The 24556-nt window shown below is 66.7% G+C and carries 29 protein-coding genes and 2 pseudogenes; 19 read left to right on the top strand and 12 right to left on the bottom strand.

Features of this window, described 5'->3' with window-relative positions; translation table 11 throughout:
- Positions 1 to 208 precede the first annotated feature (208 nt).
- Positions 209 to 610 carry a hypothetical protein gene (locus tag DL991_RS12880; protein WP_125784299.1) on the top strand — a complete coding sequence of 134 codons (402 nt, stop codon included), beginning with the start codon at positions 209 to 211 and terminating at the stop codon, positions 608 to 610.
- Here the strand turns inward: DL991_RS12880 and DL991_RS12875 are convergent, their stop codons facing one another.
- Positions 611 to 1705, bottom strand: coding sequence for a S1 family peptidase (locus DL991_RS12875; RefSeq protein WP_125784297.1), 1095 nt, complete (start codon positions 1703 to 1705; stop codon positions 611 to 613).
- Between the two features lie 424 nt (positions 1706 to 2129).
- Between DL991_RS12875 and DL991_RS12870 the strand changes: the two genes are divergently transcribed.
- From DL991_RS12870 to DL991_RS12845, 6 genes are all read left to right on the top strand, one after another.
- Positions 2130 to 3299: an LLM class flavin-dependent oxidoreductase gene (locus DL991_RS12870; RefSeq protein WP_125784294.1), complete on the top strand. Its 1170-nt coding sequence runs from the start codon at positions 2130 to 2132 to the stop codon at positions 3297 to 3299.
- A gap of 98 nt (positions 3300 to 3397) precedes the next feature.
- A complete protein-coding gene (locus tag DL991_RS12865) occupies positions 3398 to 4147 on the top strand; it encodes a hypothetical protein (RefSeq protein WP_125784292.1) in 750 nt (249 codons plus the stop codon).
- Between the two features lie 44 nt (positions 4148 to 4191).
- Positions 4192 to 4533 carry a VOC family protein gene (locus DL991_RS12860; protein ID WP_233598817.1) on the top strand — a complete coding sequence of 114 codons (342 nt, stop codon included), beginning with the start codon at positions 4192 to 4194 and terminating at the stop codon, positions 4531 to 4533.
- A 199-nt stretch (positions 4534 to 4732) separates the two neighbouring features.
- Complete coding sequence (locus tag DL991_RS12855; RefSeq protein ID WP_125784290.1) at positions 4733 to 5230, top strand: DUF6292 family protein; 498 nt, start codon at positions 4733 to 4735, stop codon at positions 5228 to 5230.
- Positions 5231 to 5460: 230 nt separating this feature from the next.
- A complete protein-coding gene (locus tag DL991_RS12850; RefSeq protein WP_125784288.1) occupies positions 5461 to 6378 on the top strand; it encodes a diiron oxygenase in 918 nt (305 codons plus the stop codon).
- A gap of 1 nt (position 6379) precedes the next feature.
- On the top strand, positions 6380 to 7885 hold the full coding sequence (locus DL991_RS12845; RefSeq protein ID WP_125784286.1) for an FAD-dependent oxidoreductase: 1506 nt from the start codon (positions 6380 to 6382) through the stop codon (positions 7883 to 7885).
- A gap of 177 nt (positions 7886 to 8062) precedes the next feature.
- Here the strand turns inward: DL991_RS12845 and DL991_RS12840 are convergent, their stop codons facing one another.
- Both DL991_RS12840 and DL991_RS12835 read right to left on the bottom strand, forming a co-directional pair.
- The gene (locus DL991_RS12840) at positions 8063 to 8620 is read right to left on the bottom strand and encodes a M23 family metallopeptidase (RefSeq protein WP_125784284.1); all 558 of its coding nucleotides are present in this window, start codon (positions 8618 to 8620) and stop codon (positions 8063 to 8065) included.
- A gap of 765 nt (positions 8621 to 9385) precedes the next feature.
- A complete protein-coding gene (locus DL991_RS12835; RefSeq protein WP_125784281.1) occupies positions 9386 to 10201 on the bottom strand; it encodes a serine hydrolase in 816 nt (271 codons plus the stop codon).
- A 260-nt stretch (positions 10202 to 10461) separates the two neighbouring features.
- On the opposite strand from DL991_RS12835, the pseudogene DL991_RS43970 reads away from it, so the two are divergent.
- From DL991_RS43970 to DL991_RS43735, 3 genes and pseudogenes are all read left to right on the top strand, one after another.
- Positions 10462 to 10824 (top strand): annotated as a pseudogene (locus DL991_RS43970) (trypsin-like serine protease); the annotation flags it as partial.
- 4 nt (positions 10825 to 10828) lie between these two features.
- Complete coding sequence (locus tag DL991_RS43740; protein WP_255433266.1) at positions 10829 to 10984, top strand: hypothetical protein; 156 nt, start codon at positions 10829 to 10831, stop codon at positions 10982 to 10984.
- Between the two features lie 33 nt (positions 10985 to 11017).
- On the top strand, positions 11018 to 11263 hold the full coding sequence (locus DL991_RS43735) for a trypsin-like serine protease (RefSeq protein ID WP_255433255.1): 246 nt from the start codon (positions 11018 to 11020) through the stop codon (positions 11261 to 11263).
- A 26-nt stretch (positions 11264 to 11289) separates the two neighbouring features.
- On the opposite strand, the gene DL991_RS12825 is transcribed toward DL991_RS43735, so the two are convergent.
- Positions 11290 to 11445, bottom strand: coding sequence for a hypothetical protein (locus DL991_RS12825; RefSeq protein ID WP_233598816.1), 156 nt, complete (start codon positions 11443 to 11445; stop codon positions 11290 to 11292).
- Between the two features lie 134 nt (positions 11446 to 11579).
- Here DL991_RS12825 and DL991_RS12820 point away from each other — a divergent pair, with 134 nt between their 5' ends.
- The 3 genes from DL991_RS12820 to DL991_RS12810 all read left to right on the top strand — a co-directional run bounded on the left by DL991_RS12820 (position 11580) and on the right by DL991_RS12810 (position 14685).
- Positions 11580 to 12416, top strand: a complete 837-nt coding sequence (locus DL991_RS12820; protein ID WP_125784279.1) for a PhzF family phenazine biosynthesis protein — start codon at positions 11580 to 11582, stop codon at positions 12414 to 12416.
- Between the two features lie 18 nt (positions 12417 to 12434).
- Positions 12435 to 13208 (top strand): hypothetical protein, encoded by a 774-nt coding sequence (locus DL991_RS12815; protein ID WP_125784277.1) that lies wholly within the window; start codon positions 12435 to 12437, stop codon positions 13206 to 13208.
- A 652-nt stretch (positions 13209 to 13860) separates the two neighbouring features.
- Entirely contained in the window at positions 13861 to 14685 is an 825-nt protein-coding gene (locus tag DL991_RS12810) for an SAM-dependent methyltransferase (RefSeq protein WP_125784748.1), read from the top strand.
- A gap of 17 nt (positions 14686 to 14702) precedes the next feature.
- Here DL991_RS12810 and DL991_RS12805 read toward each other — a convergent pair whose 3' ends face one another.
- Positions 14703 to 15029: an ankyrin repeat domain-containing protein gene (locus DL991_RS12805; RefSeq protein ID WP_125784275.1), complete on the bottom strand. Its 327-nt coding sequence runs from the start codon at positions 15027 to 15029 to the stop codon at positions 14703 to 14705.
- A gap of 254 nt (positions 15030 to 15283) precedes the next feature.
- On the opposite strand from DL991_RS12805, the gene DL991_RS12800 reads away from it, so the two are divergent.
- Positions 15284 to 15688, top strand: coding sequence for a hypothetical protein (locus tag DL991_RS12800; RefSeq protein ID WP_125784272.1), 405 nt, complete (start codon positions 15284 to 15286; stop codon positions 15686 to 15688).
- Positions 15689 to 16000: 312 nt separating this feature from the next.
- Here DL991_RS12800 and DL991_RS12795 read toward each other — a convergent pair whose 3' ends face one another.
- Both DL991_RS12795 and DL991_RS12790 read right to left on the bottom strand, forming a co-directional pair.
- Positions 16001 to 16867, bottom strand: a complete 867-nt coding sequence (locus DL991_RS12795; RefSeq protein WP_125784270.1) for a hypothetical protein — start codon at positions 16865 to 16867, stop codon at positions 16001 to 16003.
- The gene (locus tag DL991_RS12790) at positions 16867 to 17235 is read right to left on the bottom strand and encodes a hypothetical protein (RefSeq protein ID WP_125784268.1); all 369 of its coding nucleotides are present in this window, start codon (positions 17233 to 17235) and stop codon (positions 16867 to 16869) included. Before DL991_RS12790 ends, DL991_RS12795 begins: the two co-directional genes overlap by 1 nt.
- 131 nt (positions 17236 to 17366) lie before the next feature.
- On the opposite strand from DL991_RS12790, the gene DL991_RS12785 reads away from it, so the two are divergent.
- On the top strand, positions 17367 to 18029 hold the full coding sequence (locus DL991_RS12785) for a class I SAM-dependent methyltransferase (RefSeq protein WP_125784266.1): 663 nt from the start codon (positions 17367 to 17369) through the stop codon (positions 18027 to 18029).
- Here the strand turns inward: DL991_RS12785 and DL991_RS12780 are convergent.
- From DL991_RS12780 to DL991_RS12770, 3 genes are all read right to left on the bottom strand, one after another.
- Complete coding sequence (locus tag DL991_RS12780) at positions 18019 to 18708, bottom strand: choice-of-anchor P family protein (protein ID WP_233598815.1); 690 nt, start codon at positions 18706 to 18708, stop codon at positions 18019 to 18021. The two genes, DL991_RS12785 and DL991_RS12780, sit on opposite strands and share 11 nt — an antisense overlap.
- A gap of 24 nt (positions 18709 to 18732) precedes the next feature.
- Complete coding sequence (locus DL991_RS12775; protein WP_233598814.1) at positions 18733 to 19422, bottom strand: L,D-transpeptidase family protein; 690 nt, start codon at positions 19420 to 19422, stop codon at positions 18733 to 18735.
- A gap of 490 nt (positions 19423 to 19912) precedes the next feature.
- On the bottom strand, positions 19913 to 20314 hold the full coding sequence (locus DL991_RS12770; RefSeq protein WP_125784264.1) for a Dabb family protein: 402 nt from the start codon (positions 20312 to 20314) through the stop codon (positions 19913 to 19915).
- A gap of 98 nt (positions 20315 to 20412) precedes the next feature.
- On the opposite strand from DL991_RS12770, the gene DL991_RS12765 reads away from it, so the two are divergent.
- From DL991_RS12765 to DL991_RS12755, 3 genes are all read left to right on the top strand, one after another.
- Positions 20413 to 21039 carry a TetR/AcrR family transcriptional regulator gene (locus DL991_RS12765; RefSeq protein WP_125784263.1) on the top strand — a complete coding sequence of 209 codons (627 nt, stop codon included), beginning with the start codon at positions 20413 to 20415 and terminating at the stop codon, positions 21037 to 21039.
- Positions 21040 to 21229: 190 nt separating this feature from the next.
- Complete coding sequence (locus DL991_RS12760) at positions 21230 to 21583, top strand: hypothetical protein (protein WP_125784261.1); 354 nt, start codon at positions 21230 to 21232, stop codon at positions 21581 to 21583.
- Between the two features lie 300 nt (positions 21584 to 21883).
- A complete protein-coding gene (locus DL991_RS12755; protein WP_125784259.1) occupies positions 21884 to 22309 on the top strand; it encodes a VOC family protein in 426 nt (141 codons plus the stop codon).
- 590 nt (positions 22310 to 22899) lie between these two features.
- On the opposite strand, the pseudogene DL991_RS43305 reads toward DL991_RS12755, so the two are convergent.
- Positions 22900 to 23047: pseudogene (locus DL991_RS43305) on the bottom strand (RNA polymerase subunit sigma); the annotation flags it as partial.
- Between the two features lie 208 nt (positions 23048 to 23255).
- On the opposite strand from DL991_RS43305, the gene DL991_RS12745 reads away from it, so the two are divergent.
- On the top strand, positions 23256 to 23897 hold the full coding sequence (locus tag DL991_RS12745) for a S1 family peptidase (protein ID WP_233598813.1): 642 nt from the start codon (positions 23256 to 23258) through the stop codon (positions 23895 to 23897).
- A gap of 139 nt (positions 23898 to 24036) precedes the next feature.
- Here DL991_RS12745 and DL991_RS12740 read toward each other — a convergent pair whose 3' ends face one another.
- Positions 24037 to 24480, bottom strand: a complete 444-nt coding sequence (locus DL991_RS12740) for a DUF1579 family protein (protein ID WP_125784257.1) — start codon at positions 24478 to 24480, stop codon at positions 24037 to 24039.
- Between the last annotated feature and the right edge of the window lie 76 nt (positions 24481 to 24556).

The following is a 24556-nucleotide window of genomic DNA, read 5'->3' as shown; positions in this document are numbered from 1 at the left end:
GTCGTGAAGGGCCCCTTTGAGACGATGAACGTCTCAAAGGGGCCCTTCACGACGTAAGAGCTCGGCGCCGGGCCGATCGGAAGCGCTGAAGGAGCCGCCCGCTCGTCCTCGCGTTTCGTGACCGGTGGGTCCCACCCGATCGGGTCGACCCTGCCGTTCCCGCGAGTCATTGCGCCTGGCAGCGAGCGCGGGCCGGAACACTCGCCCGGTGGACGTGGAGTCGATGGACGAGGTGGCCGACTGCCTGCTCTCGGTGGCTTGGAACATCTTCACGCTGATGGGGAAACCTGCCGCGAGGCCGGGGGACCGGCCGGAGGAGATCCGGACCCTTCTCGTCGATGCGTGCCACGAAGCCGGGATGCGTGCCCGTGAATGGGCGGCGGCGCACGGGGCGGGAACTGAGGACGACCGGCGGCCTTTCCTGCGGCTCGCGGAGGTCGGGACGGACGCGAATCTGTTCCTGGGCATGGTTTCCGGCACGCTGGTCGCCGATCACGAGCGGGTCCGTCGCCGCTGGGCCGAGATCGAGGCGCTGGTCCTCGAGGCGGGCGAACTCGCCGAACAGGTCAAAGGGGCGGCTGGTGAGCCTGCCGCCCCTTCCCTCGGCTGATCAGTCCTTTTCGAGCGTCAGGTCGTAGCGGTTGAGTACCTCCTTGACGGGCTGGAAGAACGTGGTGCCGCCCACGTCACAGTTCCCGGAACCGCCCGACGTCATACCCTGCGCCTGCACCAGTTTCGTGCCGGAACCGGAGGAGGGACGGCTGACGAACGAGCCGCCGGAGTCGCCGGGTTCGGCGCAGGCGTCGGTCTGGGTGAGACCTCGCACGATGTTCCCGTTGCCGTAGTTCACTGTCTGGTCCAGCGCTTCGACCCGTCCGCAGTGCCAGTGGGTGGTGATCCCGGACCGGCAGACCCGGCCGCCGACGCCGACCACGTCGGCACCCTCGATCCGCACGTCGGATCCGTCTCCGTAGCGGTCGACCCGAGGCGGCGTCGACACGTCGGAGTGGGTCACCTTGACCGTCCCGTAGTCGTTGCCGGGGAAGGACGACCGCTCGACCCTGCCGATCGTGCCGCCGACACCGCGGACGGTGCCACCGAGCTCGGTGCAGTGGCCCGCGGTGATCACGTAATGATCATCGTCGTCGTAGGCGTTGAAACCGACCGAGCAGGCACCACCGCTGAAGTAGAGACCCTGCCCGCCGATCACGCTCCACAACGGCCGCGGCGCGCTCTTCGCCTGGTCCACCCGCACCGGGACGCCGGCGGATGTGGCCCATGCCCGGCCTGCGGGATCGCCGCCCACCACGCTGACCACGACCTCGTTCGTGGGCGCGTCGACATACCAGCCGGCGACCGAATCGGGTACGCCTTCGGTTCTATCGTCCAATGTGGACTGGAATTTCTTCAGTTCGGCGGCGCTGTGCCGGAGTACCTTCGGGATCGCGCCCGCGGCGCGGATCCCCGCCGACCGGCTCGCGTCGGTGGTGCCGACGACCAGTTCGCCGGTCGTGGTGTCCAGCCAGGAGCCGGCGAAGGCGGCGCCGAGCGAGGTACCGAGCTTCTGTTGCACGGCGGCCAATGCGGCCGGGCCCGCCGCTTCGCTCAGCACCGAGGTCGCCGCCGGAGCCGGGGACGCGAACGCGGTGACGGCTGCCGCGGCGCCGATCAGGACGGTCATGGTGCGCAGAGGACGTCGGATCACGAAAACCTCCATGGGATAGCGGAATTCGGTGCGTGGTGTGGATGGAATCGACGTTACGACAAGGTCGCGTCGTCGAATGCCGCCATTTGAGTAGCGCTCACAATTCCCCTTTCCGGCGCAAAGGAACGCGCCATTGCCGGGTGTTGCTCACTCTTGTGAGTGGATCATGCGCGATTTACCGTCCCCGATGTGCTGGCCGAATCGCGACAATCCGCGACGGGGCGCGGCATTCGGGAAAGTGTGTCTTCGGTGTTCGTCACCTGATTGTGCGCGGCTGAACCCGTTTGCCCGTATCGGTGACGAACGGATCTCGGTCGGCGCCGCGCCGTTCCGGCCACGTTGCGCCGAACGTGCGACTTCTGTAACGCGGCGCGCGCACCCGCGGACTGATCTCTCGGTGACCTGAGGCAGACGGAGGCCATGGATGAAGATCGATCTGTTCAACGAGATCCAGAACCCGCGGCCGTGGCCGGAGGGACACGAAGGGCTCAGGTTCGCCCAGGCGATCGAACAGGCCGTCCTCGCCGACGAACTGGGCTACGACTGCTGGTGGCAGGTCGAACACCACGGGGCGGGGGAGTTCAGCCTGTCCTCCGCGCCCGAGCTGATGCTGGCCGCGCTTTCGCAGCGCACCACCCGGATCCGGCTCGGCCATTCCGCGGTACTCGCGCCCGGCCGGTTCAACCATCCGATCCGCGTCGCCGAACGCGCCGCGACGCTCGACCATCTCAGCGGGGGCCGGGTCGAACTCGGGCTGACCCGCTCGACGATTCCCGAATGGCGGCTGTTCGGCATCGAACCGGACGAGGCACGCGCCCAGACGCAGCAGGCTTTCGAAATGATCCCGCGCATGTGGACTTCCGAACGCTTTTCCTGCGAAAACGACGCTTATCGCGTCGACGACGTGTCGATTTCGCCGAAACCGATCCAGAAGCCGCACCCGCCGCTCTGGCAGGCGGCCGCGAGTCCGGCGTCCTTCGAAGAAGCGGGCCGCCGTGGCGTCGGTGTCCTCGGCACGACGATGTGGGAGTCACTGGAGCGCGCGGGACGGCTGATCAAGCTCTACCGCGACGCGGCCGGGCGCTGTACCGATCCGGTCGGGGCTTTCGTCAACAACCAGGTCGGGTTCTTCACCTTCGTGCACTGCGCCGACACCGACGAGGAGGCGATGCGCAACGGAGCCGCCGCGGCCGCGGCCTGGTACACGGTGACGGCGCTGAACTTCTTCGAGGCGGCGAGCGAATTCGTGCGCCTGAACGCCCGGCAGGAGGAGATCGTCGCCGCGCCCGACGGCGGCGGGCTCACCGGCGACTTCCTACGTGGCGAGGCGAAGAACGCCCCGACCGAGGCGAATCTCCTGATCGCCCGGATCCTGCAAGGCGAAAACGTGCCGGACGACGAGATCTTCACCGTGCTGAGCGCGCAGGACTCGCTGATCGTGGGCAGCCCCGAGACCTGTCGCAAGAAACTGCGGGCCTACGCGGAACTGGGCATCGACCGGATGATGTGCCTGCAGCAGATCGGCGGTATCCCGCACGAAAAGGTGCTGAAGAGCATCCGCCTGATCGGTGAGATGATCCCGGAGCTGGGCTGAGTCGTGAGAGGAATACACCCGCTACGTCGAGTGCGGTAACCGGGAAGGCCGCTCCGGGGCCGACGCGCGGGTGATCCCCGGTCACCAGACTCGCGGATATGACCGGAAAAGTGGTTCGGCCCGCGATGTGGGCCACTATCGGCGGCCAGGCCGTCGCCGCACTGGGCACGATCCTGCAATGGATCGCGGCTCCCGAATTCGTGAAGGTCGTCCCGGCGGGACTCGGCTACATCGCCGGGGCACTGGTCATTCTGTGGCTGGACCGCCGGGCGTTCTGGTCGCCACTGGCCGCGATCGCCCTGACGGCGTGGATATTCCTGGGCACCGGCGAAATGCTGGGCCGTCAGCTCTCCTCGCCGAATACACTGCTGGCGGCCGGAAACTGGGTGATGGTCGCCGGACTGGTGGTTTCGGCGCCGGCGGGCGTGATCGCGTTGGTGATCAACCGGGCGACGGCGACCGAGCCGCAGATCCCGCCACTGAGTCCCCGAAATCCGCGCCGTCCGCTCGTGATCACCGCTGTGGCCGCACTGGCGGCAGTGGAGATCGGGCTCGGCGCCGCGCAGGACTTCGATCTGACCCGCCCGGGTCCTTCGTTGTTCCTGGCGCTGCCGGTATTGGTCGCGGTCGTACCCGGCCGTTCGATGATCCTGCTCAGTGCGGTGATGTCCGCGGTTTTCCTGGAGGCATCCTTCAGTTACGCCGGACTCGGTGGCAGGCTGAGCGCACCGGCCGACGGCTCGGCGTTCGCTCTCGACGTGCTCCAACTGGCGGGGATGACGGTCATGGTCGTCGTGGGCGCGGTTGCTGTGGGCCGGGGAAAGCGAATCGACACCATTTCGCGGTGAAAGGACAACTGCCCGTGCCGAAGTTCAAGGATGTTTACGCTGTCTTGCCGGTCTCGGACCATTCCGCCGCGGTCGCGTGGTACGAGCGGTGGATCGGGCGGAGGCCCGACGCCGAGCCCATGGAAGGCGTCGCGGAATGGCTGCTCGCCGGAAACGCGGGGATCCAGGTCGCCCACGCACCGGAGGCCGCGGGTAAGAGCGCCGTGGTCATCGTCGTCGAGGACATCGACGACACCGTCGGCTCCCTCGGCGCCAGGGGCGTGGAGTGCGGCCTGGTCCAGGACTACGACTTCATCAAGCTGACGGAGGTCGCCGATCCGGCGGGGAACAAGGTCACCTTCGTCTGGGAGAACCCGAACTACCGGCCGTCGCCGACGGATGATTGATCTCCGGAGCACCGGGTAATCGTCTCCTGCCAGCCCCCACCAGCCGGATATGGCGCAAACGGAGTTGAGAACCATGACGCACGCCTACGTAGAGAAGACGGTCGATCGTGCCGGAACCCCGCGGCGATGGCCGAATGAGCCGGCCTTCTCGCGGTCCGCGTTTCGCTCCGAGCACGGGTGGAACCCTCCGCGTGGCGGAGTGAACCTCATTGCCGCGTCGAGCAGCCGGCGCCGCAGTGCCGACGAGGACGAGCACGAGGTGGCGATCGGCATGGAACCGGAGTTCGACGACGTGATCCTGAAGGGACTACACCGGTATGTGAGCCTGGTGATCGAGGCGCTGGGGTTGCACGGAGACGCCTGTTGCGTGCAGCTCGAACCGATCGCGAGCGCGTACATCGCACTCGAGCGAAGACTGCCGAACAGGCCGGATCGCGACGTCGCCTTGCTCTGGGACGAACGACACGGGTGGGCCTTGGGTGTGGAGACCAGTAGCGGCGAAGACCTGATCGTCATCGGGTACCAGGGTCTCGAACTGCTGCCGCCACCACGGGCGGTCGCCACGTTCGCGGAGAGCCTGTACTCGGATGAGGCCACGGCGCTGCTCGAGCCACCGCCGCTCGGGGCGGCCGAGTCGGAGGATGGGCTCGCCCTTCGTCTGGCCGCGTACGCAGGCCTCTCACCACACGCACGATGATCGGGCCGACCAGGCGCGAGGCGGACTGAATCCGGCGGGCTCGGGCCGGGCTATCCGAAGGACATGGCACAGCGTGTGTTTCGTGATCGACGGGATGCCGGCCGCGTGGTCTGGTGCCGCTCGAGTATCCGGTCCCGCACGCTCCTGAGATCCCCCTCTCGCGGCGCCGCCATTTAGGTGTTACCTTGGGTAACAGTGAACCTCGGTAACGTCTAGTCAGGGAGGTCCGTATGACCAGCACCGATGTGCCCCGCACCGCGGAAGCGGCCGGTGCCGGCCGCCACGAGACCGCGCGGCGGCTCCTCGATTCCTCCGCGATGCTGTCCTACGACCCGGCCACCGAGGTGGACTGGGAGACGCCGCTGGACAAGGACTTCCACGGTGCCAGCCCGGAGTGGAGCACGCTCTACGGCACGAGTTACTGGGCGGAGATGACTCCGGAGCAGCAGAAGGAGCTCACGCGCCAGGAGGCAGCCTCGGTCGCGAGCACCGGTATCTGGTTCGAGATGATCCTGCAGCAGATGGTGCTGCGCGATTTCTACGCCAAGGACCCGACCGATCCGGCGTTCCAGTGGGCCCTGACCGAGATCGCGGACGAATGCCGGCATTCCATCATGTTCGCCCGCGGGGCGGAAAAGCTCGGTGCGCCCCCGTACCGTCCGCGCAGGCTCGCGGTCGAGCTCGGCCGCGTCTTCAAGGCGACGGCCCGCGGCGAAGCGGCGTACGCGGCGATCCTCGTCGCCGAAGAAGTCCTCGACGTGATGCAGCGCGACTGGATGCGTGACGAGCGGGTGGTCCCGTTCGTGCGGACCATCAACAACATCCACGTCGTCGAAGAATCGCGGCATATGAAGTTCGCCCGCGAGGAGACGCGGGAACAGCTGGAGGGCGCGGGTTTCCTGCGCCGCCGGATCAACGCGCTGGTCATCGCGATCGCGTCGTACTTCATCGTCAGCAGCATGATCAACCGCGACGTCTACAAGAACGCGGGACTCGACGCCGAACGCGCGCTGCGCGAGGCGAAGTCCAATGAGCACCACAAGTCGATGATGCGGTCCAGCTGTGCCGGGCTGATGGAGTTCCTCGGCTCGTGCGGCCTGCTCACCCGGCCCGCACTGGTGTTCTACAAGCGGGCGAACCTGATCTGACATGGCCTTCGCGATCACCCAGACCTGTTGCAACGACGCCACTTGTGTGTCGGTCTGCCCGGTCAACTGCATCCACCCGACCCCGGACGAGCCCGACTTCGGCACCACGGAGATGCTCTACGTCGATCCGGCCTCGTGCATCGACTGCGGAGCCTGCGCGGACGCCTGCCCGGTGGACGCGATCTTCCCCGCCGATCTGCTGACCGGTTCGCTCCAGGTCTACGCGGGGCTCAACGCGGAGTACTACGCCGACCGCGAGACCGTGCCCGCGGTCGATCCCGCGCCGAACTTCCACCACTGGAGTCCTCCGACGTTCGACCGGGCCATCCCGAGCGACTTCGCGCCGCCGGACATCGCCGTCGTCGGCACCGGCCCGGCCGGCATGTACGCCGTCGAGGATCTGCTCCTGCACACGAACGCGCGGGTCACCCTCATCGACCGCTTGCCGGTCGCCGGCGGACTCGTCCGCTTCGGCGTCGCCCCGGACCACCCCGCCACGAAACGGATCGGCGAAACCTTCTCGCGGTTCCATGAGCACCCGCGGCTGCGGATGCGCCTTGACACGGAGGTCGGCCGCGACGTCACCGTCGACGAGCTGGCCGAGCGCCACGACGCGGTGGTCTACGCCGTCGGTGCCTCGTCCGCACGCCGTCTCGGCCTCGACGGCGAGGACCTGCCGGGCAGCATCGCCGCGACCACCGTCGTCGGCTGGTACAACGGCCACCCGGACGTACCCGCGAACGCGGTGGACCTCTCCGCGGAACGGGTCGTGCTGGTCGGCACCGGCAACGTCGCACTGGACGTCGCCAGGATCCTCACCGCCGATCCCGCCGCGCTGACCGGCACCACGATCGCCCCGCACGCGCTGGAACGGTTGCGTACGAGCAAGGTCCGTGAGGTCGTCCTGCTCGCCAGGCGCGGGCCGGAGGACGCCGCCTACACCTCCCCGGAACTGCTCGCGCTGGCACAGCGGGCCGGTGTGCCGCTCGTCGTCGACGACGCGGACCCGCGCACCGCGGCCGCGATCGACGAGGGCACCGGCAAAGCGTCGCTGCTGCGCGAACTCGGCCGAGAGCCCGTCGACTGGACCGCGCCGCCGGTCGCGGACTCACGTCGGATCGTCCTGCGCTTCCACTCCGCTCCCACCGGGATCGTCGGCGACACACAGGTGCGCGGTGTCCGGGTCACCGGTCCGGACGGGCCGGTCGAGATCGCCGCGGGACAGGTCGTCCGCGCGGTCGGCTACCGCGGAACACCGGTGCCCGGCCTGCCGTTCGACGAGACCCGCGGCACGATTCCGAACACCGCGGGCCGCGTCGACAGCCGTAGCGGTGCCTACGTGGTCGGTTGGATCAAACGCGGCCCGTCGGGCGGAATCGGCGCGAACCGCACCTGCGCCAGGGAAACCGTCGCGACCCTGCTGGAGGACATCACCTCCGGACGGCTCCCGGTGCGGGCACGACGGTCGCCGATCGCCGCACTGGCCGCCCGCTTCCGCGGCCGGTGAACTCGCTTGGTGGCGCCGGTCCGTCCTTCTCTTGAGAGCCAGGCGCTCTCTGCCGAAATCACTTATCGCGAGCAGGTGATCGACGTCGCCTTGGGCATTTGGGTCAACCCCGTCGACGACGGCCGGGTCGTCTCGGGGCCGTCCACTCTTTGGTAGGAGACGAAAGAGCAGCGCGATTCACGCATAGTTGTTGACGCTGACCGGCCAGGTGCCGGTCGACGGGGTCCAGCCCTGGAAGGTGGCGGGGATGCCCACGCGGCTGCCGCAGTCGATCACCTGGAAGTGCAGATGCGGCGCGGTGGACGCCCCGGTGCTGCCCGACCAGCCGACGACCCGGCCCTGAGGCACCCAGGTGCCCGCGTTGTACAGGGCCCGGTTCAGATGCGCGTAGTGCGTGCAGGTGCCGTTGGAGTGCCGGATGAGCACCTCGATGCCGTTCTGCCAGTACGGCGACCAATTCGAGAAGATGATCTCGCCGCCCTGCGCGGCGGACACCTCGTAGTCGGCAGGGAGACCGAAGTCCCAGGCGTATTCGTTGTAAGGACCGACGTGGGAGTACGTGCCCTCCGGTCCCTGCGTGACCTGATAGGCCTCGCCTGCCGGATACGGCAATTCGTAGTAATAGTCCGCGGCCGACGCCGTGCCGGAGCCGGTGACGGAGATGCCTGCCGCCACCAGCACGGCACTCACCATCGTGCCGATCCTGCGGGGTAACGCCTTTTCGAATCCGCTCATCGTGCCTCGCTTCCCGGGTGAACCAATCCCTGCCGTGTGCAGGACGTCCCGACTAAACAGGCGGTTCGTCAAGGGAACAAGGGTTCGTTCGGGGCTTGCGCGAGGTCGGCGAGGGCCGTATTCGAAGCGCTCGGCAGTCCATTGTGGAGCCTCTGGATCAGGCCCCGCCCCAGAACTCGACCCACTCCCGGATGTCCTCCGCGTCGGCGGGCGGCGTCCCGAGGCCGCTCTGTTCGACCACGCCCGCGGCGCTCACGGTGATGAGGATTCGCTTCTGGCTTCTGCGGTGCAGCAAACCGGAGCCTGCGCTCCCGGATCGCTCCATCCAAGCTCTCCCGGGCGGCGATCTAGGCTGCACGCATCGTTGCTTATCACAGGGGTAAGGCAAAGGTGGCAGGTTGCGAAAGCCACTTTGGCAACCTTCAAGGTTGCGAAAGTGGCTTTCGCAACGTCGGGTGCAGGGGTGCGGTAGCTCAGAGGCGCCTTCGCTGCGTCGGCGCCTTCGCGGAACCCATGGTCGGGATGCGTCGCGAAAGCCACTTTCGCGACGCCTGAGGTCCCGAAAGTGGCTTTCGCGACACCTGGGTGCCCCACGGCCGCGGGAGAATCCCCGCGACCCCACACCTTTGCCGTACCCCTCAAGAGAACCCGTTGGGCAAGACCAGCGCCATGCGCGAACCCTGCCGCTCCGGCTCGCCGCCGACGAGCACGATCGGGGGCCGAGCGCCGGATCCGGCGTGATCCGCCGGGTCCGACGTCGCCAGGTCAGCCCTTGAAGTATCCCTTGAACAGGATCTCGCTGATCTTGGTGGTGGTTTCCTGGCCGGTTTCGTAACCGTTCTGGATGACCTTGGTGTTGTTCATGAGCGAGAGGGTGTAGCGCTCATGCGGGCCGACGAAGCCGACCGAGTTCATGATCCAGGAGCCGTCGTCGTTGTCGTCGGACCAGCCGTTCTTGTTGCCGGGGCGCGCGGCAGGGCCGGCGCCCCAGACACCCCACTGCTGGTTGACGTCGACAGTGCGCATTTCGCGGACGATGTAGTCCCGGTGCTGCCGGGGGAGTTCGGTCAGGACGTAGTCGACCAGGCGGTCCAGGTCGTTCGCGGTGGTCAGGATCCAGCCCCAGTGGTGCGGACGCTGATCGGTGAACCGCATGTCGGTCATCCCGTACGACGGGAAGCGCTTGGCGAACTCGGCCTCACCGCCGTACCGGGTCCACAGCGTGTGGGCGGCGGCGTCGTCGCTGGAGTCGAGCATCCGGTGGATCAGGTCCCGGTCTTCGGCGGTCAGCTGGACGGCCCCGGAATCGTTGCGCAGCAACAGGTCGACGACCATCGCCAGCTTCGGGGTGGAGCAGGCCCAAATGAGGGTCCCGGCGGCCTGGCTCCGGTAGACGGCGCCGGTCCACCGGTCCCGGAGGACGATTCCGGTGTCACCGGGCCTGCTGTCGGCGTACGCCTGGGCTCGTGCGATGCGCGACTGGAGCTCCCGGTCGAAGCGGGTCGTCGCGCCGGCGGGCGCGGCGGGTGCCAACGCGAGGACCGCCAGTATCGCGGTCAGCATGACGAAAAGTCTCTTCATGTGCTCCCCAGGTCCGATATCGGTTCTTCCTGAGCTTGAAGGCGTTCACCGGTGCCGGAGGTTGCCGCAACCCGTCGAATAGTGACGCCGGTCACTCCTCCGTGGGCTGCCGTCCATTGTGGACGGTAGGTAGGGCCGGCACCACCACAGGGCGTCCTGCGGTCACCACGACGGATCAGCGGGCTGACCCGGTGGTCCAGGACGCGGCGGACCGCGATGCTGGACCCGATCGATCCGAAGTCGTCGAACGAAGGAAAAGTATGTCGAGAGTGGATTCCGTGCGCCGCCACCTGATTCGTGCCGCCAGTGTCGTGCTGGCAGGAACTTTCTGCGCGATCGCCCTGCCCGGGAGTGCCGATGCCGTGGTGAACGGGAAGAACTCCACCGAGCGCTACGAGTTCATGGCCTCGATCCCGGAGATCGTGCCTGAGCTGAACAACGCCAAAGGTGTGTGCGGAGCCGTGCTGGTCCACCCGCGATGGGTGGTGACCGCGGCGCACTGTGTCGACCCGGAGAACAACCCGGCCCGGCCGGAGGGGACGGTGCGCATCGGCAGCCGGCAGCGGACCTCCGGCGGCACCGTGCGCACGATCGACCGCGTGGTGCGCCACCCCGGCTACCAGCCGGGTGAGCCGAACAAGAACGACATCGCGCTGGTGCGCCTGGACCGCCCAGCCGATCCGCATCGCCGACCGCCCCGGCAGGCCGGGCACGCCGACCCGCTTGATGGGCTTCGGCACCACGGTCGACACCGGCGACATCGCCAAGGCGGTGTTTCCCTAACGGCTCCAGCAGCTCGACACCCGCCTCGGAGCGGTGTCGGAATGCTCGCCCGGCTACGCGGATTCGACCCGGCTCTGCACGATCAGCCGCAAGCGTGGCGCGATGGCGTGCATGGGCGACTCCGGCGGGCCGCAGATCCAGCGCGGGAAAGGCGGCCGGTGGGAGCTGATCGGCGTCACCTCCGGCCCCGGTGACGACGACGTGCCCTGCGCCAACGGCCCCGGCCTGTACACGAGCGTGCCCGCCTACGCCGACTGGATTCACCGCACCATCCGCTGACGCCGACCGATGTCGACTGTGCGGTGTCAGCAGGCCCTGACGATGACCGAGTGCGCCTTGCCGCCGAGGTCGAGGATCTTCACGTCCTTGTTCCCGGCGGGCATGCGGACCTGATAGGTGCCGGGATCGACCGGGTAGCCGAAATAGCTGCCGTTCGGGGCGGACCCGGTACCCGCGATCATCGAGCCGCCGCGGTAGATCGTGCTGGAGACCGCCGTAGACCGAGATGGCCGGACCCGCGGTGGCCAGAACGGGTGAGAACGCGCCGGGCGGTCGAACGCACCACGTCCCGTGTCCGGTCGGTAGCTTTGAGGGCATGCGAGCGTTCAGTCAGGTCGATGTGTTCACCGACGAGTTCCTGTCCGGAAATCCGGTCGCGGTGGTTCATGGCGCCGACGACCTCACCACCGGGCAGATGGCGGCGTTCGCTCGCTGGACGAACCTGAGTGAGACCACGTTCCTGCTGCCGCCGACCGATCCGGCCGCCGACTACCGGCTGCGGATCTTCACCACGAGCCGCGAGTTGCCCTTCGCGGGCCACCCGACGCTCGGGTCCGCTCGTGCGTGGCTGGAGCGCGGTGGCACGCCGAAGACGGCAGATCGCCTGGTGCAGGAGTGCGGCGCTGGTCTGGTCGCGGTGCGGCGTGACGGGGACCGGCTCGCCTTCGCCGCTCCGCCGTTGCGCAGAAGTGGTCCCGTACCGCCATCGACGATGGACGTTCTGGCCGTGGCGTTGCGGGTCGATCCGGGCGACATCCTGGCCGCGCGGTGGGCGGAGAACGGGCCGGCGTGGGTCGCGGTGCAACTCGCCTCCGCCGAGGCGGTACTGGCGCTCGACCCCGATCCGACCGCGTTCGGTGAATATCCGGACGTCGGCGTGTTCGGTCCGCACCCGCCGGGCGGCGAGGCCGACTTCGAGGTGCGGGCGTTCGTCGATGAAGACGGCACGTTCGTGGAGGACCCGGTGACCGGCAGCCTGAACGCCGCGATCGCGCAGTGGCTCATTCCCGCCGCCGTCGCCCCGGCCGCATATGTCGCCGCTCAGGGTACGAAGCTGCACCGCCGCGGGCGGGTGCACATCGAGCGATCCGACGGCGAGATCTGGGTCGGTGGCGACACGGTCGTGGGTATCACCGGCCACGTCGCACTCTGAATTCAGGAAAGGAGCGCGATGACGGACATCGACGAATTACCGCCGTACCGCGCGGTGCTGGTCGTGGACACCAAGGAATTCGGCGGTCATTCCGATCGAGGGCAGGCGGTGCTCGCGGACGCCATTCCCGACGTGCTGGCGCTCGCCTTCGAACGCGCGGGGCTCGGCCACGTCTGGCGTGAGGCGTTGTTCCCGCATGACACCGGCGACGGTTTCGGGATCGGTTTCGCGACGCGTCACCTGCCCGCGGTGGTGATGCGGTTCTTCGACGCGCTCCAGGAGGCGCTGGCGGAACGGGATGCCCGGTGGCCCGCCGGCGACCGGCGGGTCCGGCTGCGGATGCGGGCAAGCCTGAACGTCGGCCCGGTCCGGGATCCCGGCTCCGCGGCCGTGGTCGGCAGCACGGTGATCACGACACATCGACTGCTCGACGCGCCCGAGGTGCGTGATCTGCTGGCGCGATCCGATCCCGGGCAGACGTTCCTGGCGGTGGCGTTGTCGCAGCGGGTCTTCGAGGACGTGCTGCGGACGGAATACGCGCGGCTTCCTTCGTCTTTGCTGGTGGCCCGGCGGGTCGAGGTCAAGGAGTACTCGGGCACGGTCCACCTCTATGTGCCCAGGCCGAGCGGCGACTTGCTGACACACGGTTTCGGTGCCGAGGCGGAACCCGCGATCACTCCGGACGCCCCGCGACCGGCGGGCACGACGAACATCATCACCGGCGGCGACTTCGGAACGGCGATCCAGGTGGGGCATTTGCACGGAAATCTTCGGCACGAGCCGGATCGATAAGGACCGCACGTCGGAGTGGCAGAAGGCGCCTCAATGGGAGACGCTCGCTCAGGCGCCTTTCACTCGAAGGTGCACAGTCTTCCGAAAGCTCGCGTCGATGGCTCACGCGGAAACGCATCGTTGCGCCATCGACCAGTACCTGCCCGACATGTACGCCGCCAGATTCAAGATAGTGAAGAACGCTCATGATGCCTGGGACGCGACCCAATCGGCGGTCGAAAAGCCCTGAAGAAAGCACCCGGCAAGGACGTCAAGGACGTGCGTGCCTGGCTGTGCAAGGTCGCGATAAGGCGTCCCGTGATTCTTCAGGGCCACCCGGTTGCGGCAGGACATGCTGAAGTTCCTCGACACAGCTCGGCGTGAGGCTGAACGAGGTGAGGAATAGGGCACCGGGGCGGGGCGAACGTCGTGGACGTGGATGTCGCCCTGCACGACCCCCGGTCTGGATGACCGAGCCGCCGACGGCGTGCGCGACCTCGTTGGTCGTATGGTCCACGGCCCACCTCCGCTTTCGAGGCTAGCTGCCTGATTCCCGCGTTTCGGTTCATTCACCGCAAGGGAGGAGGCAGATCGGCCCATGGCACCTCATGACCGGTACTGTGCGGTCTTCGATGCGTTTCCTGCGCGAAGGTCTTGGGGGATCGGGATGAGCATGGATGAGGCCGCACGGGTGGCCGCGTCGGTGGACAAGGTTTCGGTGGGGCGGGTATACGACTACCTGCTCGGCGGGACGCACAACTACGCCGTCGACCAGGCTTTCGCCGAGAAGCAGCTCGCCGTGCTGCCGGAGATCCGGGATTTCGCCCGCGCGAACCGGGCGTTTCTCGGTCGTGCAGTCCGTTTCATGGTGGGGCAGGGGATCCGGCAGTTCGTGGACATCGGGTCCGGATTGCCGACGCAGGGCAACGTGCACGAGGTCGCCGACGAGGTGGCGCCGGGTGAATGCCGGGTGGTGTACATCGACAACGAGCCGATCGCCCAAGCGCACGCCCAGATCCTGCTCGAAGAGACGGCGGACCCGGCCCGGCATGCCGCCCTGGACGCCGATTTCTTCGACCGGCGCCTGCTGTGGGACCGCGTGATGGACACCGGCCTGATCGATCGGAGCGAGCCCATCGGGCTGCTTCTGGTCGCGCTGTTGCATTTCATGCCCGACGAGCAGAATCCGCACGCCGCACTCGGTTTCCACCGCACGATGCTGCCGCCGGGAAGCTTCCTGGCCGTGTCGCACATTCATGTCGCGCCCGAGGACGTCGAGACGCAGAACGCGGGCAAGCGGGTGGCGCAGGAGTACGAGCGCCGGACCAACCACGCCGCGATCATGCGCTCACGCGAGCAGATCAGTGAGTTCTTCGGAGACCTGGAGCTGGTCGAGCCCGGTCTGGTGTGGCTGCCTCGGTGGCGCCCCGACGTCGCGGGCGCCGACAAGGACGCGCCGCGTTCCCGCGGGCTGGCTGGGGTGGCACGCACGCGCTGAAACTCGCGATCAACCTGCTAGGGCGTCTGGTGCCCTCGATTGAGCCAACCGCGCATGATTTCGACGGCAAGCCAATGCCCCCGGATCTCCGCCTCCTCGACGACCGGGATGCCGTTGCGGCGCCGGAGCGGGTCGGCTCCGCGAGCGAGCAGGAACGCGGTGGTGTCGGCATGCAGCGGCTCACCGGTCTGGACGTGGCCGTCGTGTTCGACGTCGATGGCGTGGCGCAGAAGGGTCCAGCCGTCGCCGTTGTCGTCCTCGATGTCGTGACCGGCATCGAGGAGGTCTCGTAGCCGGGGAAGGTCTTCGAGTTCGACGGCTTGGTGAGCTGGTGACCAGGACATAGAGTGCCTCTGCAAGATCGATGCCGGTTCTGTCACACGATATCGGCCGAGGTACCCGGGAAGCCGCCCGGACGTTGGGCGGCTCGTCCCACGGCGTCCCATGGGAGAGATGTTTCCGCAGGTGAAGCGCGGGACCTTGTCCCATCGTCCCAAGTCTCCTCGAGACGCTTCCGCTCGCCGGAAGTCGATGCGCAGACTGGGTTGGCCCATTCGGGCAGGCAGCGAAATCGAGGGGTGGAATCACGATGAAGTTGATGCGAGAACTCGCGATCGGGTTGGCGGCTTCCGCCGCGTTGTTCGCCGTGCCGACGTCCGCGAACGCCGTGGCGGCGGACCCGGCGCCAAGTCGGCCGGGTGCAGGGATTGCGGCGGAATGCTATCCGTATCCGCTGCTCTGCGGTGTGATCCGCAATCTGTCGAGTTCTGATCGTGGATTGCGGATCACCAAGGCGTGGGGTGATCGACACGACTCCAGCAGCTGGACAACGTTGGCGCCTGGCAAGAGTTCACGTGACTCCCATGTCAGGGACGCCGACGGATACTGGGTGGCCCGAGGCTGCATCGCCGAGCAGGGGTGGTACGAGTACAAGGGGCCACAGTGGGTGAAGGTCAGCAACGTGCCGCTTGGCTCGGAATGGCAGGTGGAATACCGCTGCTGAGCAGAGGTAAGAATGCCCGGCGACGATCATGAAATCGTCGCCGGGCGGCCACCAGGGCACGTATCCGGCCGAGTCGATGGCAAGAACGGCGGAACGGTCGTACGCGCGCCGTACGATGCTCTGCGAGATCTGTCTGGCCGATGACGCCTTGGGCGGAGTACTTCGCTCGTCAGCGGCGTAAGCCCACTCCGCCACCACCTGACTTCTGATCCCGTTGCCGTCCAGAGCAGCGCGCGGAATTCGAGTCGTAACCAGTGAGGCCGCCCTCGATCGGTCGCGTCGCGGGAACGTCGAACCGGTTGGCTTCGGGACTCAAGGATTCACGTCGACGTTCAGTTGCGGGGGATCACGCAGTTCGTCGTCGACGTTGTCCAGGCGCGCGGTCAATTTGGTGATCGCCGCGCGGGCGTCGTCGCAGATCCCGTTGGCGGCCACCAGATACGAATCGCAGATCTCCCAGTAGTTGCCACCGCCGATCGCCGCGGGATCCTTCGTCCGCTGTGCACCTTGAACGGCTTCGGCCAGCACCTTGTCCAGGCCGAGGATCTTGTCGATGGCGAACGGGAATTTGCCAAGTACCCAGTTGCCGATGACGTCGAACATGGTCAGGCCGAGCTGTTCGAACTCGGGGTCGGCGAACGTCTCGGCCTGGAGCGCCCCGACGAACTGCTTCATGACCTTGACCATGTCGGCTCGCGCCTGTTCGAAGATCTGGGAATACGCGATGAGGCACTGGCCCAGTTTGCCGACCGCCAGAATGTAGGGTTCGGTGTAGTTCTCCAGTTCCTCACGATAGGTCTGTACGCCGACCGCGACATCGCCTTCCCACCTGCCGAGCGCGGCGCCCAGTGCGCTGTCGAGGTTGTTGAGCACGTCGAGGCTGGGACTTGCCTCGCCTGCCGACTTGTAGCGCAGCTCGTCGATGGCCAGCCACCCCTGATGCATGACCTTGAGCTGCTGGTGTGCGATGACGTCGGACGGATGGAAGAACCGCTCGAACGGATAGTTGACCCACCGGTCGGGGTGCGGGCCGGTGGGGCCGTAGTCGTGGAGCAGCCAGTCCACCCAGCCGGCCACCCAGCGGGCCCAGACCGCCAGTTCGTCGCACTGATCCTGGTATCGGTCGAATTGCGGGTAATGGGCCGGCGCGCGATCCGGCCAGTACGGTGGATGTCCCATCAGCGGCCCCCGTCCATCCAGGGTTCTCCGATGCGCCGGAGTCGTTCACCCGCGGCCGTTTCGGTTTCGGCATAGAGCTTCGAAGCCGTCTGCAGACCGCCCTGCAACCGTCGGGCCGTGTCGACGAAGCTGTCGTTGTATGAAATGAGCGTGTCGAAGGTTTCTTTGAACTTGTTGCTGAAGTCTTCGCAGGCGTGAAAGAAGACCCCGGCGTCGCCATAGTCGCCGAGTAGTGCGGAATTCCTCTCGATCACGGCTTGCGCGTTCTTGACGGCCGTGCCGTGTGTCTCGAAATGGGTGACGGCCTCGCTCGCGCGCTGGGCGGCGTGCTTGACCAATTCAGGGTCGACCGCGAAACCTTGTGACACCGTCCGCCTCCATCTGCACTGCCCGCTCAGTAGATGTAGATCCTGGAAATCGACTTGGACGATACCTTGGTCGCTCGCGTCGGAGAGGGACTTTCAGGAAACTCGCCGATCGCGGAAGCTACGGTTCGTTGATGAACTGGTTGAGTGAGACCCGGAACTCGTATGACACACTCGCGGCCGGCTACGCCGATGAGACCCGAGACCTGCTCGACAGGAAACTTCACGTTCGCGCGGGGGTCGTGCTGTTCGCCGACCTGGTCCGCGCGATCGGTGGCGGGCCTGTCGCGGATGTGGGCTGCGGGCCGGGGCACACCGCCGCGCTGCTGCGGGAGCTGGGCGTGGACGCGTTCGGTATCGACCTGTCTCCCGCGATGATCGAGATCGCTCGCCGAGAACACCCCGATGTGCGATTCGAGGTCGGTTCGATGACCGACCTCAAGGTCGACGAAGGCTCTCTCGCCGGCGTGCTCGCGTGGTGGTCGCTGATCCATATCCCGGACGAGGTGGTGCCGGGCGTGCTCGCGCGGTTCCATCGGATCGTGCGGCCGGGTGGGATGGTGGCCGTGGGTTTCCACGTCGGGGACGAGCCGGAGGACGAGACGAGCGGGAATGGGGACCAGTCCACGCGGGCGGCGGACGGGTACCTTCGACGGCCGTCCCGCGTGGCCGATTGGCTCCGCGAAGCGGGTTTCACGGTGGAGGCGCAGCATCTGCTGAGTCCGGACGAGCCGAAGCCGGGCGCGATACTCTTCGCTCGCCGATTCATCGGCCCGTCCGGGGCGGTCAGCCGGTGACGTCCAGGTGCGCGGGGACCGGGGTGGGCTTGGGGGCCTTGCCGCCGGGCTGAGGCTTGTCACCGCTGGGCTTGGTCGGCGGTTCCGGGGTGGCGCCGGGAGATTTGGCGCAGGTCGCCGATGCGATGTCCAGCGTCTGTGTCCGGCCCAGCAGCTTGGCCGATACCGCGGTCACGGTGAGCGTGCCGCCGGCGTTCCTGGTCTGCTTGTTCACCACCAGTTCGAGCAACGGGGCCAGCGGGACGGTGGTGTTGGGCGGGACCTGGTCGAGCTTGATCGCCTTGCCACCGACCTCGAGGTTCGCGATCGACACCGAACCCTTGCCGTCCTGGCATTCGGCCTTGATCACGTCGGCGCTCAACCCGGGCAAAGTGGCCCCGGCGGGCAGGGTGGCGAGGTTCAGCGAGAGACCGGCGACGCTGGACTTGGCATGCCCCGGTTTCACGTCGGCGTTCAGTGCCTTCGCGCTGACCAGGGACGGGCCGGAGGCCGGCAGCGCCACTGAGGCGAGCGACTCCTTGCCCGCGCCGGAAACCGAAGGCGTACGGGGAATCGTGACCAGACCGGACGCGGCGATGGCGTAGGCGGACTCGGCCGGGGCGGCCACGGCGGGGGTGGCGGTGAAGGCCAGGCAGACCGCGGCCGCGCCGGCGAGCACGCTGGTAGTGCGTGGGGACAAGGAAATTACCTCCATGATCGGGTTTCAGGTGATGTTCACGACGGTGCCGAGCGGCAGCTCGACGAGGCGGTCCAGTGCCTCGCGGGTGACCCGGATGCAGCCGTCGCTGGTGGCCTTGCCGACGAAGCTGTCGTCCGGCCAGGTGTGCAGGCCGACCGTGCCGGGCCCGCCACCGAAGGTCTCGTGCGAGTCGGAATGACTGCTCAGCGGCAGCACGATCGGGCTGTAGGTGTTCACGCTCTCCTTGATCGAGGCGAGAATGAACGCGCGACCGGTTGGCGTGGGGTGTTCGGGTTTGCCGGTGCCGATGGTCCACGAGCCGATCGGTTTGCCCAGTTCCAGGATTTCCAGGCGGAATGCGGCGAGGTCCACGTTGACCCGGAAGTCATTGTGCGCCGATTCCACGGTTTCCGGGGTGGCGTGCAGCCAGCCGGTCGCGCCGTTGGGCCGGGCGGGCAGCAGTACCTGTGCCCAGTCGCCCTGCCGGGCGATCACCGGGACCCAGGTCGGTGAGCCGATCTGGGTTTCGGGCAGCCGGGCGATCGGCTCCGCGCCGGGTGCGCGGTAGACCACCGCATCCGCCTTGGGATGCAGTACTTCGCCGCCGGCGGGGAGCGTGGGGGACGGGTCCGCGGGCGCGGAGTTCAGCTGTCCGAAGGTGTTCGCCTCGGGCAGCGAGGCGAACACCTCGGGCGACGAGGGTGGCGGCGCCACGGGGCAGCGGCGCCGCCACCCTCGTCCCCGGTGGTACCGCAGCCGGACAGCGGAAGCATCGCCAGCACCAGTATGAGAAGCGCGCGAACCGGATGTAGGCGTGCGCCATCGCAAGAGGTCTGCAGTTCGGTCATCGGGGCCTGTCCTTGCGCAGAGTCATCCGCAACGGGAGACGAATCGGGAACGATCATCTCTAACAGGAAAGCAGTGCGTTGATCAATGCGCACGGTAGGTGATCGGAACGAATCTGCCTGCGGTTTTGTCGCGTTTTACCAGGTCGATCGGGCGGACTGAGTTCACTCGATCGAGGCGGAAATGCGTTTTCGCTAATCCGCGGCGGAAATACGCTGTGTATTTTCTCCTGCGGCCATTCGGAGGACTCGTGCAATAGTGGCGGGCGCGATGACCACTCGGAGTGTCCTCTTCGCTCGCGGGCGGGAGCCGGCCGCGAGTTTCCGCGCGATCGGCATTCCGCTGCGAGACGGCCCGGTCACCCGAACCGGACGTCGGGGATCGCCGTCATCAGCCGCTCCCATTCGGGATACCTGGCGAGCTTGCCTTCGTACACGGCGGTGATCTTCGCGGCCAGCTCCGGATCGGGGTCGTCGGTGACGGCGACCCCGACGTGCAACTTGGCGTAGTGCGGGAGGATCTCCGGATCTCCGGCCAGATGGACCGGGTCGTACATGTAGCGCTCGAGCGCGTCGAGGTCGGCGAGGCCGAAGGAGTAGGCGTGGGTGTAGCCCGCGGCCGGGTCGCCGAGGAACCTGCCGACCGTGGAGAACGCTATCGACTCCACCGCCGCGGTCCGGCGGATCAACTCCAACGCGCGAGTCTTCTGTTCCTCGGTGCTCTCCTCGCGGAACGCGAAGCGCATGAACTGGACGATCAAGACTTCCTCCTGTACTTTGAACCGATGAGTTCAATGTAGTGAACGGATAGGTTCATGTGCAATCCTGGATTTCGGAGACCGGTGGAGAGGATCGTGTCGTGACGAAGGTGACCGCTCCGCGCGGACGGGTCGACAAACGTCAAGCGATCTTGGACGTGGCCTTCACGGTCTTCGCGCGCCGTGGTTACGCCCGGGCTTCCGTTCAGGAGATCGCGGATGAGGCCAAGGTCGCGAAACCCACCGTCTACAACCATTTCAGCGACAAGGAGACGCTGTTCCGCGGCTCCATGGCGGCCGCCGCCGACGGTGTCGCCGCCGACTCGCTCGACGCCATCGGACCGCTCCGCGACGCGGGAGCAGATGTCCGCGCGGCCCTCGGCACCGCGGCTTCCCGTCTGCTGCGGATCTGTTCCGGCGAGCGTTCGCACGCGCTCCGGTCGTTGGCCTACGCCGAACTGGCCACGTTCCCCGAGCTGGTGGTCGCCATGCAGGAGCGCACGTCGGTGGATCTGACCGAGGCGCTGGCCGACCGGTTCGCCCGTCTCGCCCTTTCCGGCGCGCTCCGCTCCTGCGATCCGGCCAGGGCCGCCGAACACTTCCTCGCTCTGCTGATCGGGCCGCTGGAATCTCGCTCTCGCCTCGGCGCTCGTGTTCTCCCGGAGAGTGAACTCGAAGGCATAGCGGAGTCGGCCGTCGACACCTTTGTGCGCGCATACGGTCTGTAGGCCGCTCCCCGATGGCGGCCGGTCAGCGGCGGATCAGTGGCCGGTAAGGACTCCCTCCTGATCTGACGGCAACCGCCGGCCAAGGGGGAGCCGACCATGCCCGATTTCGAAGTGGAGCCGGCCGGCTCAGCAGTTTCCCGGCGTCGATACGGCGCGCTGAAACTGAAACGGTCGGGCGTACGCTTCCTGGGTGGAATTCGTGGTTGCCGATGACGACGTGTGGCTCTCCGCGTTCGGTGTTCTCCCGCAGGCTGAAGAAGCGTCGGACGACGATTGGGTGCGGGAGCTGCGGGTGCCCGTCTCTGTCACCGGGGAGCTCCACCTGTCCTGGGACGTGCTTCATCAGAGCGTCCGCGTTCGGTACACATGGGCATCGGACCTCATTGTCGATGTCTACCGTGAACAGGCGACTCTTCTCACGGTCGATGACCGCAAGACCGGCCCCGTCGTCGTGTTGGAGTACTACGCGGAAGGCTGTCGCGGCCGGGCATTCGTGCGGACTCAACCGACGCTCGCTTTGGAGGACACCTTCCTGCGTACGTGACTGCCCGCTCACATCCCGGGCATAAGCGTCCGAGGTTGCGCACTGCGGGTCGTCGCGGTGGGCAAACTACTACGGACCGTCATCGACACGTGGGCGGCGGGAGTGCTGACACAGTGACCGCGTCGCCTCGCCGAACAGTCGCGGAGTCCTGCCGATACCGCCCTTCGAGCGATTTCGTGTCACCAGTGAGTTGGAAGGTCAGCCGGTTCGCATCGGAACCCCGAATCCTTCGGAAGCGCCCGGACCGAGGTTCGTGGAATAGAATGAACCCGGGATATCCGAAATGGAAAGGCATCGTGCATGACGAGTCGGTTCGAATGGGCGACCATCGACAGCGTGGATCCGCGGCGGCTGGCGGATTTCTGGTGCGGCGTTCTGGGTTACGTCGTTTATGAGGACAAGAACGGCGCAGCGGTCGAGATCGGGCCCGATCCGGAGGAGCCGGACGAACAGCGGTTGGCCGCGTTGCGTGGCGGGCCCGCTGTGCCGAATATGGTCTTCGTCCGTGTTCCCGAGGCCAAGACCATCGCCAAGAACCGGGTGCACTTCGAGGTCTGTCCGATCGACAGTGACCAGCAGACCGAACTGGAGCGGTTGCTCGCGCTCGGCGCGTCCAAGACGGATGTGGGACAGGGAGACGGCCGGTCCTGGGTGGTAATGGCCGACCCGGAAGGAAACGAGTTCTGCCTGACGCGCAGCCTCGCGCCGGGGGAGTTCGAGCTGTAGTCCGGAATTGCCGGGTACGCTGCCGGGCGGGAACAGGGGTTTCTTGCGTCGCTCCGACGAAACAGCCCTGGTCGTCGAGACGTTCATGTCCGAACATCGCCGAACGAGTATGACACGGGACGCTGGCAACTGATTGCTGATTGTTTGTAGCTGATTCTCTACGAATACCTGTAAGTCATACTCGCTGGGCGACGGTTCCTCTGCGGCGCTGGAGTATGACGCATCGAATCACCACGAGTGACTTTGGTTTCGGGCCGGCATCTGCGGGCGGGTGGTGGTCGTCGTCAACGGGGCGCCTGCTGATGCGGCAGGCGTCAGAGACTTGATCTGATCAGGACTTCTTCCAGGATGTCCGGCGCTGACACGGTCATGAAACCGAGGCCTGCCGCATCGACGGGCCGGGGCTGGCGCGACGCAGGCCCGGAGCGGGTCGCGATCTGGGCAAGGTTGCCGCGGAAGAACGGGACCAAATAAGGGTGATCAGGGTGGGATTTGTGGACCTAAAACTCGACGCAAACTGGTGCTAACCGGAGACGCCAATAGTGCAGTGTCACCCAGTCGCCATACCGCTACGGCAATCCGAGGCGACAATGAGCTGACAGCTCCAGTAGAGGCGCGACCTCGGCGGGAGTCTTCGATCTCGCTGTGACACAGCACCGCCTGCCACGGCTCGGGCAGCCGGGTGAACGCCTTCGCGGCGAGCGAGCGCTTGAGCCCGGCGGTGTCGGAGAAGGTGACCCTCTGGCGGTCTGTGAGCAGGGAACTGCGAGGCCTGGGTCAGTGCGATCGTGCACAGATCTCGGCGGCCGTCGGCTTTTGATCACTCGTCAGGCTGACGCCGGTTGTGCCGCTGGCCGCGCGGTACTGGACTGGTCGCACATCTCCAGTCTCCTGAGGATGGAAGGACATGATCATGTTTGGCTGCTCACGCCGTAGGCAGGCCGGGGTGCTGTTTTCCGCGGCTATGGCCGTCTTGTTGACCTGCCCGGTCGTTTCCGCGGCTCCGGTTGCGGTCGGTGCGGCGCAGCAGTCGGCGGTGAACAGCGGTGATGCGATGTACACGGTCTCGCCGGGACCCGGCCGTGAACCGTATTATTGTTCAGCGGGGTTCGCGATTCTCGTCAAGGGCGTCCGGTATGTCCTCACGGCCGGGCACTGCACCGAACACGGGCTGGACTGGGAAGGTATCGGCCCTAACGTGGACAGCCATTTCCCGGTGACCGATTACGGCCGTGTCCGTGACCTTTCCGGCTCCGGGCCCAGCCAAGTCAATTTATACGATGGCAGCACCCAGCGGATCCTGCGCGCGGGCATCCCGCAGGTGGGGCAACCGGTGTGCAAGAGCGGTATGACGACGAAGAAGACGTGCGGGAAAGTCCTCGGCCTCAACCAGACCGTGAACTACGGCAAGGACAAGCAGGTCGTCGGGACGATCGCGACCGACATCCCCATCGAGAGCGGTGATAGCGGCGGCCCGTTGTTCTATGGCGGCGTCGGCTACGGAGTGCTGTCCGGCGGGAACAGCCAAGTCAGCTTCTTCCAGCCACTACGCTCCGTGCTCACCGCCTACGGCGCCACCCTCTCCTGAGAGGGAGGCGCCCAAGTCGCCGGGCGCGATCCCTCCCATCTGGCTTGCCCAGGTGAGAGATCCGGGCCAGGCTGCCGTGCGTGACATCATCCCCTGTCCGGGCAAATCGATCTTGACTTGGCTTCCGTGCTTTGCGTTGCTAGATCCGTTCGAAGATGACGTCGAAGTCCTTGCGCCAGGTGGATCCGTGGTCTTCGGACGCTTCCCAGCGTGCGTTGATCCGGTCTGGTTGGACGTCGGCGATGAAGCGTTGGTGCATGTCGGGGTCTTGGCGGTTCAGGTGCCAGCGTGTGCCGTCGAAAGTCATGGCGAAGACTCGGCAGACACCTCGTTCGTCGTGGTAGAGGGCTGTGTAGGTGTCGCGGGTATCGCTGCGGCCGAGAACCAGGACCATCTCGCTCGCCGCCTTGTCGTCGTCGGCGCCCATGGTCCAGCGGAGGACTACGAACGCGTCACCGAGCCACTCGACCGTCGCTGAGCCAGGCACCTCTTGGTCGGCGGGGTCCAGGAACCATGCGTTGCGCAGCGTTGTCCGCCACGAGCCGACAAGGACGTCCAGTTGTTGCATGACCTCGTTACGCATGGATACCTCCCTGACGTCGGGCCCGAACTCTTCGAGCTCGCAGGAGTCTCGCGGGGGACTGCCTTTACCGCGCTGA

It is taken from the genome of Amycolatopsis sp. WAC 01375, assembly GCF_003947325.1.
Taxonomy (GTDB): Bacteria; Actinomycetota; Actinomycetes; order Mycobacteriales; family Pseudonocardiaceae; genus Amycolatopsis.
Note: the sequence above shows the minus strand (reverse complement) of the source record. Positions and strands in the feature narration are given on the sequence as shown.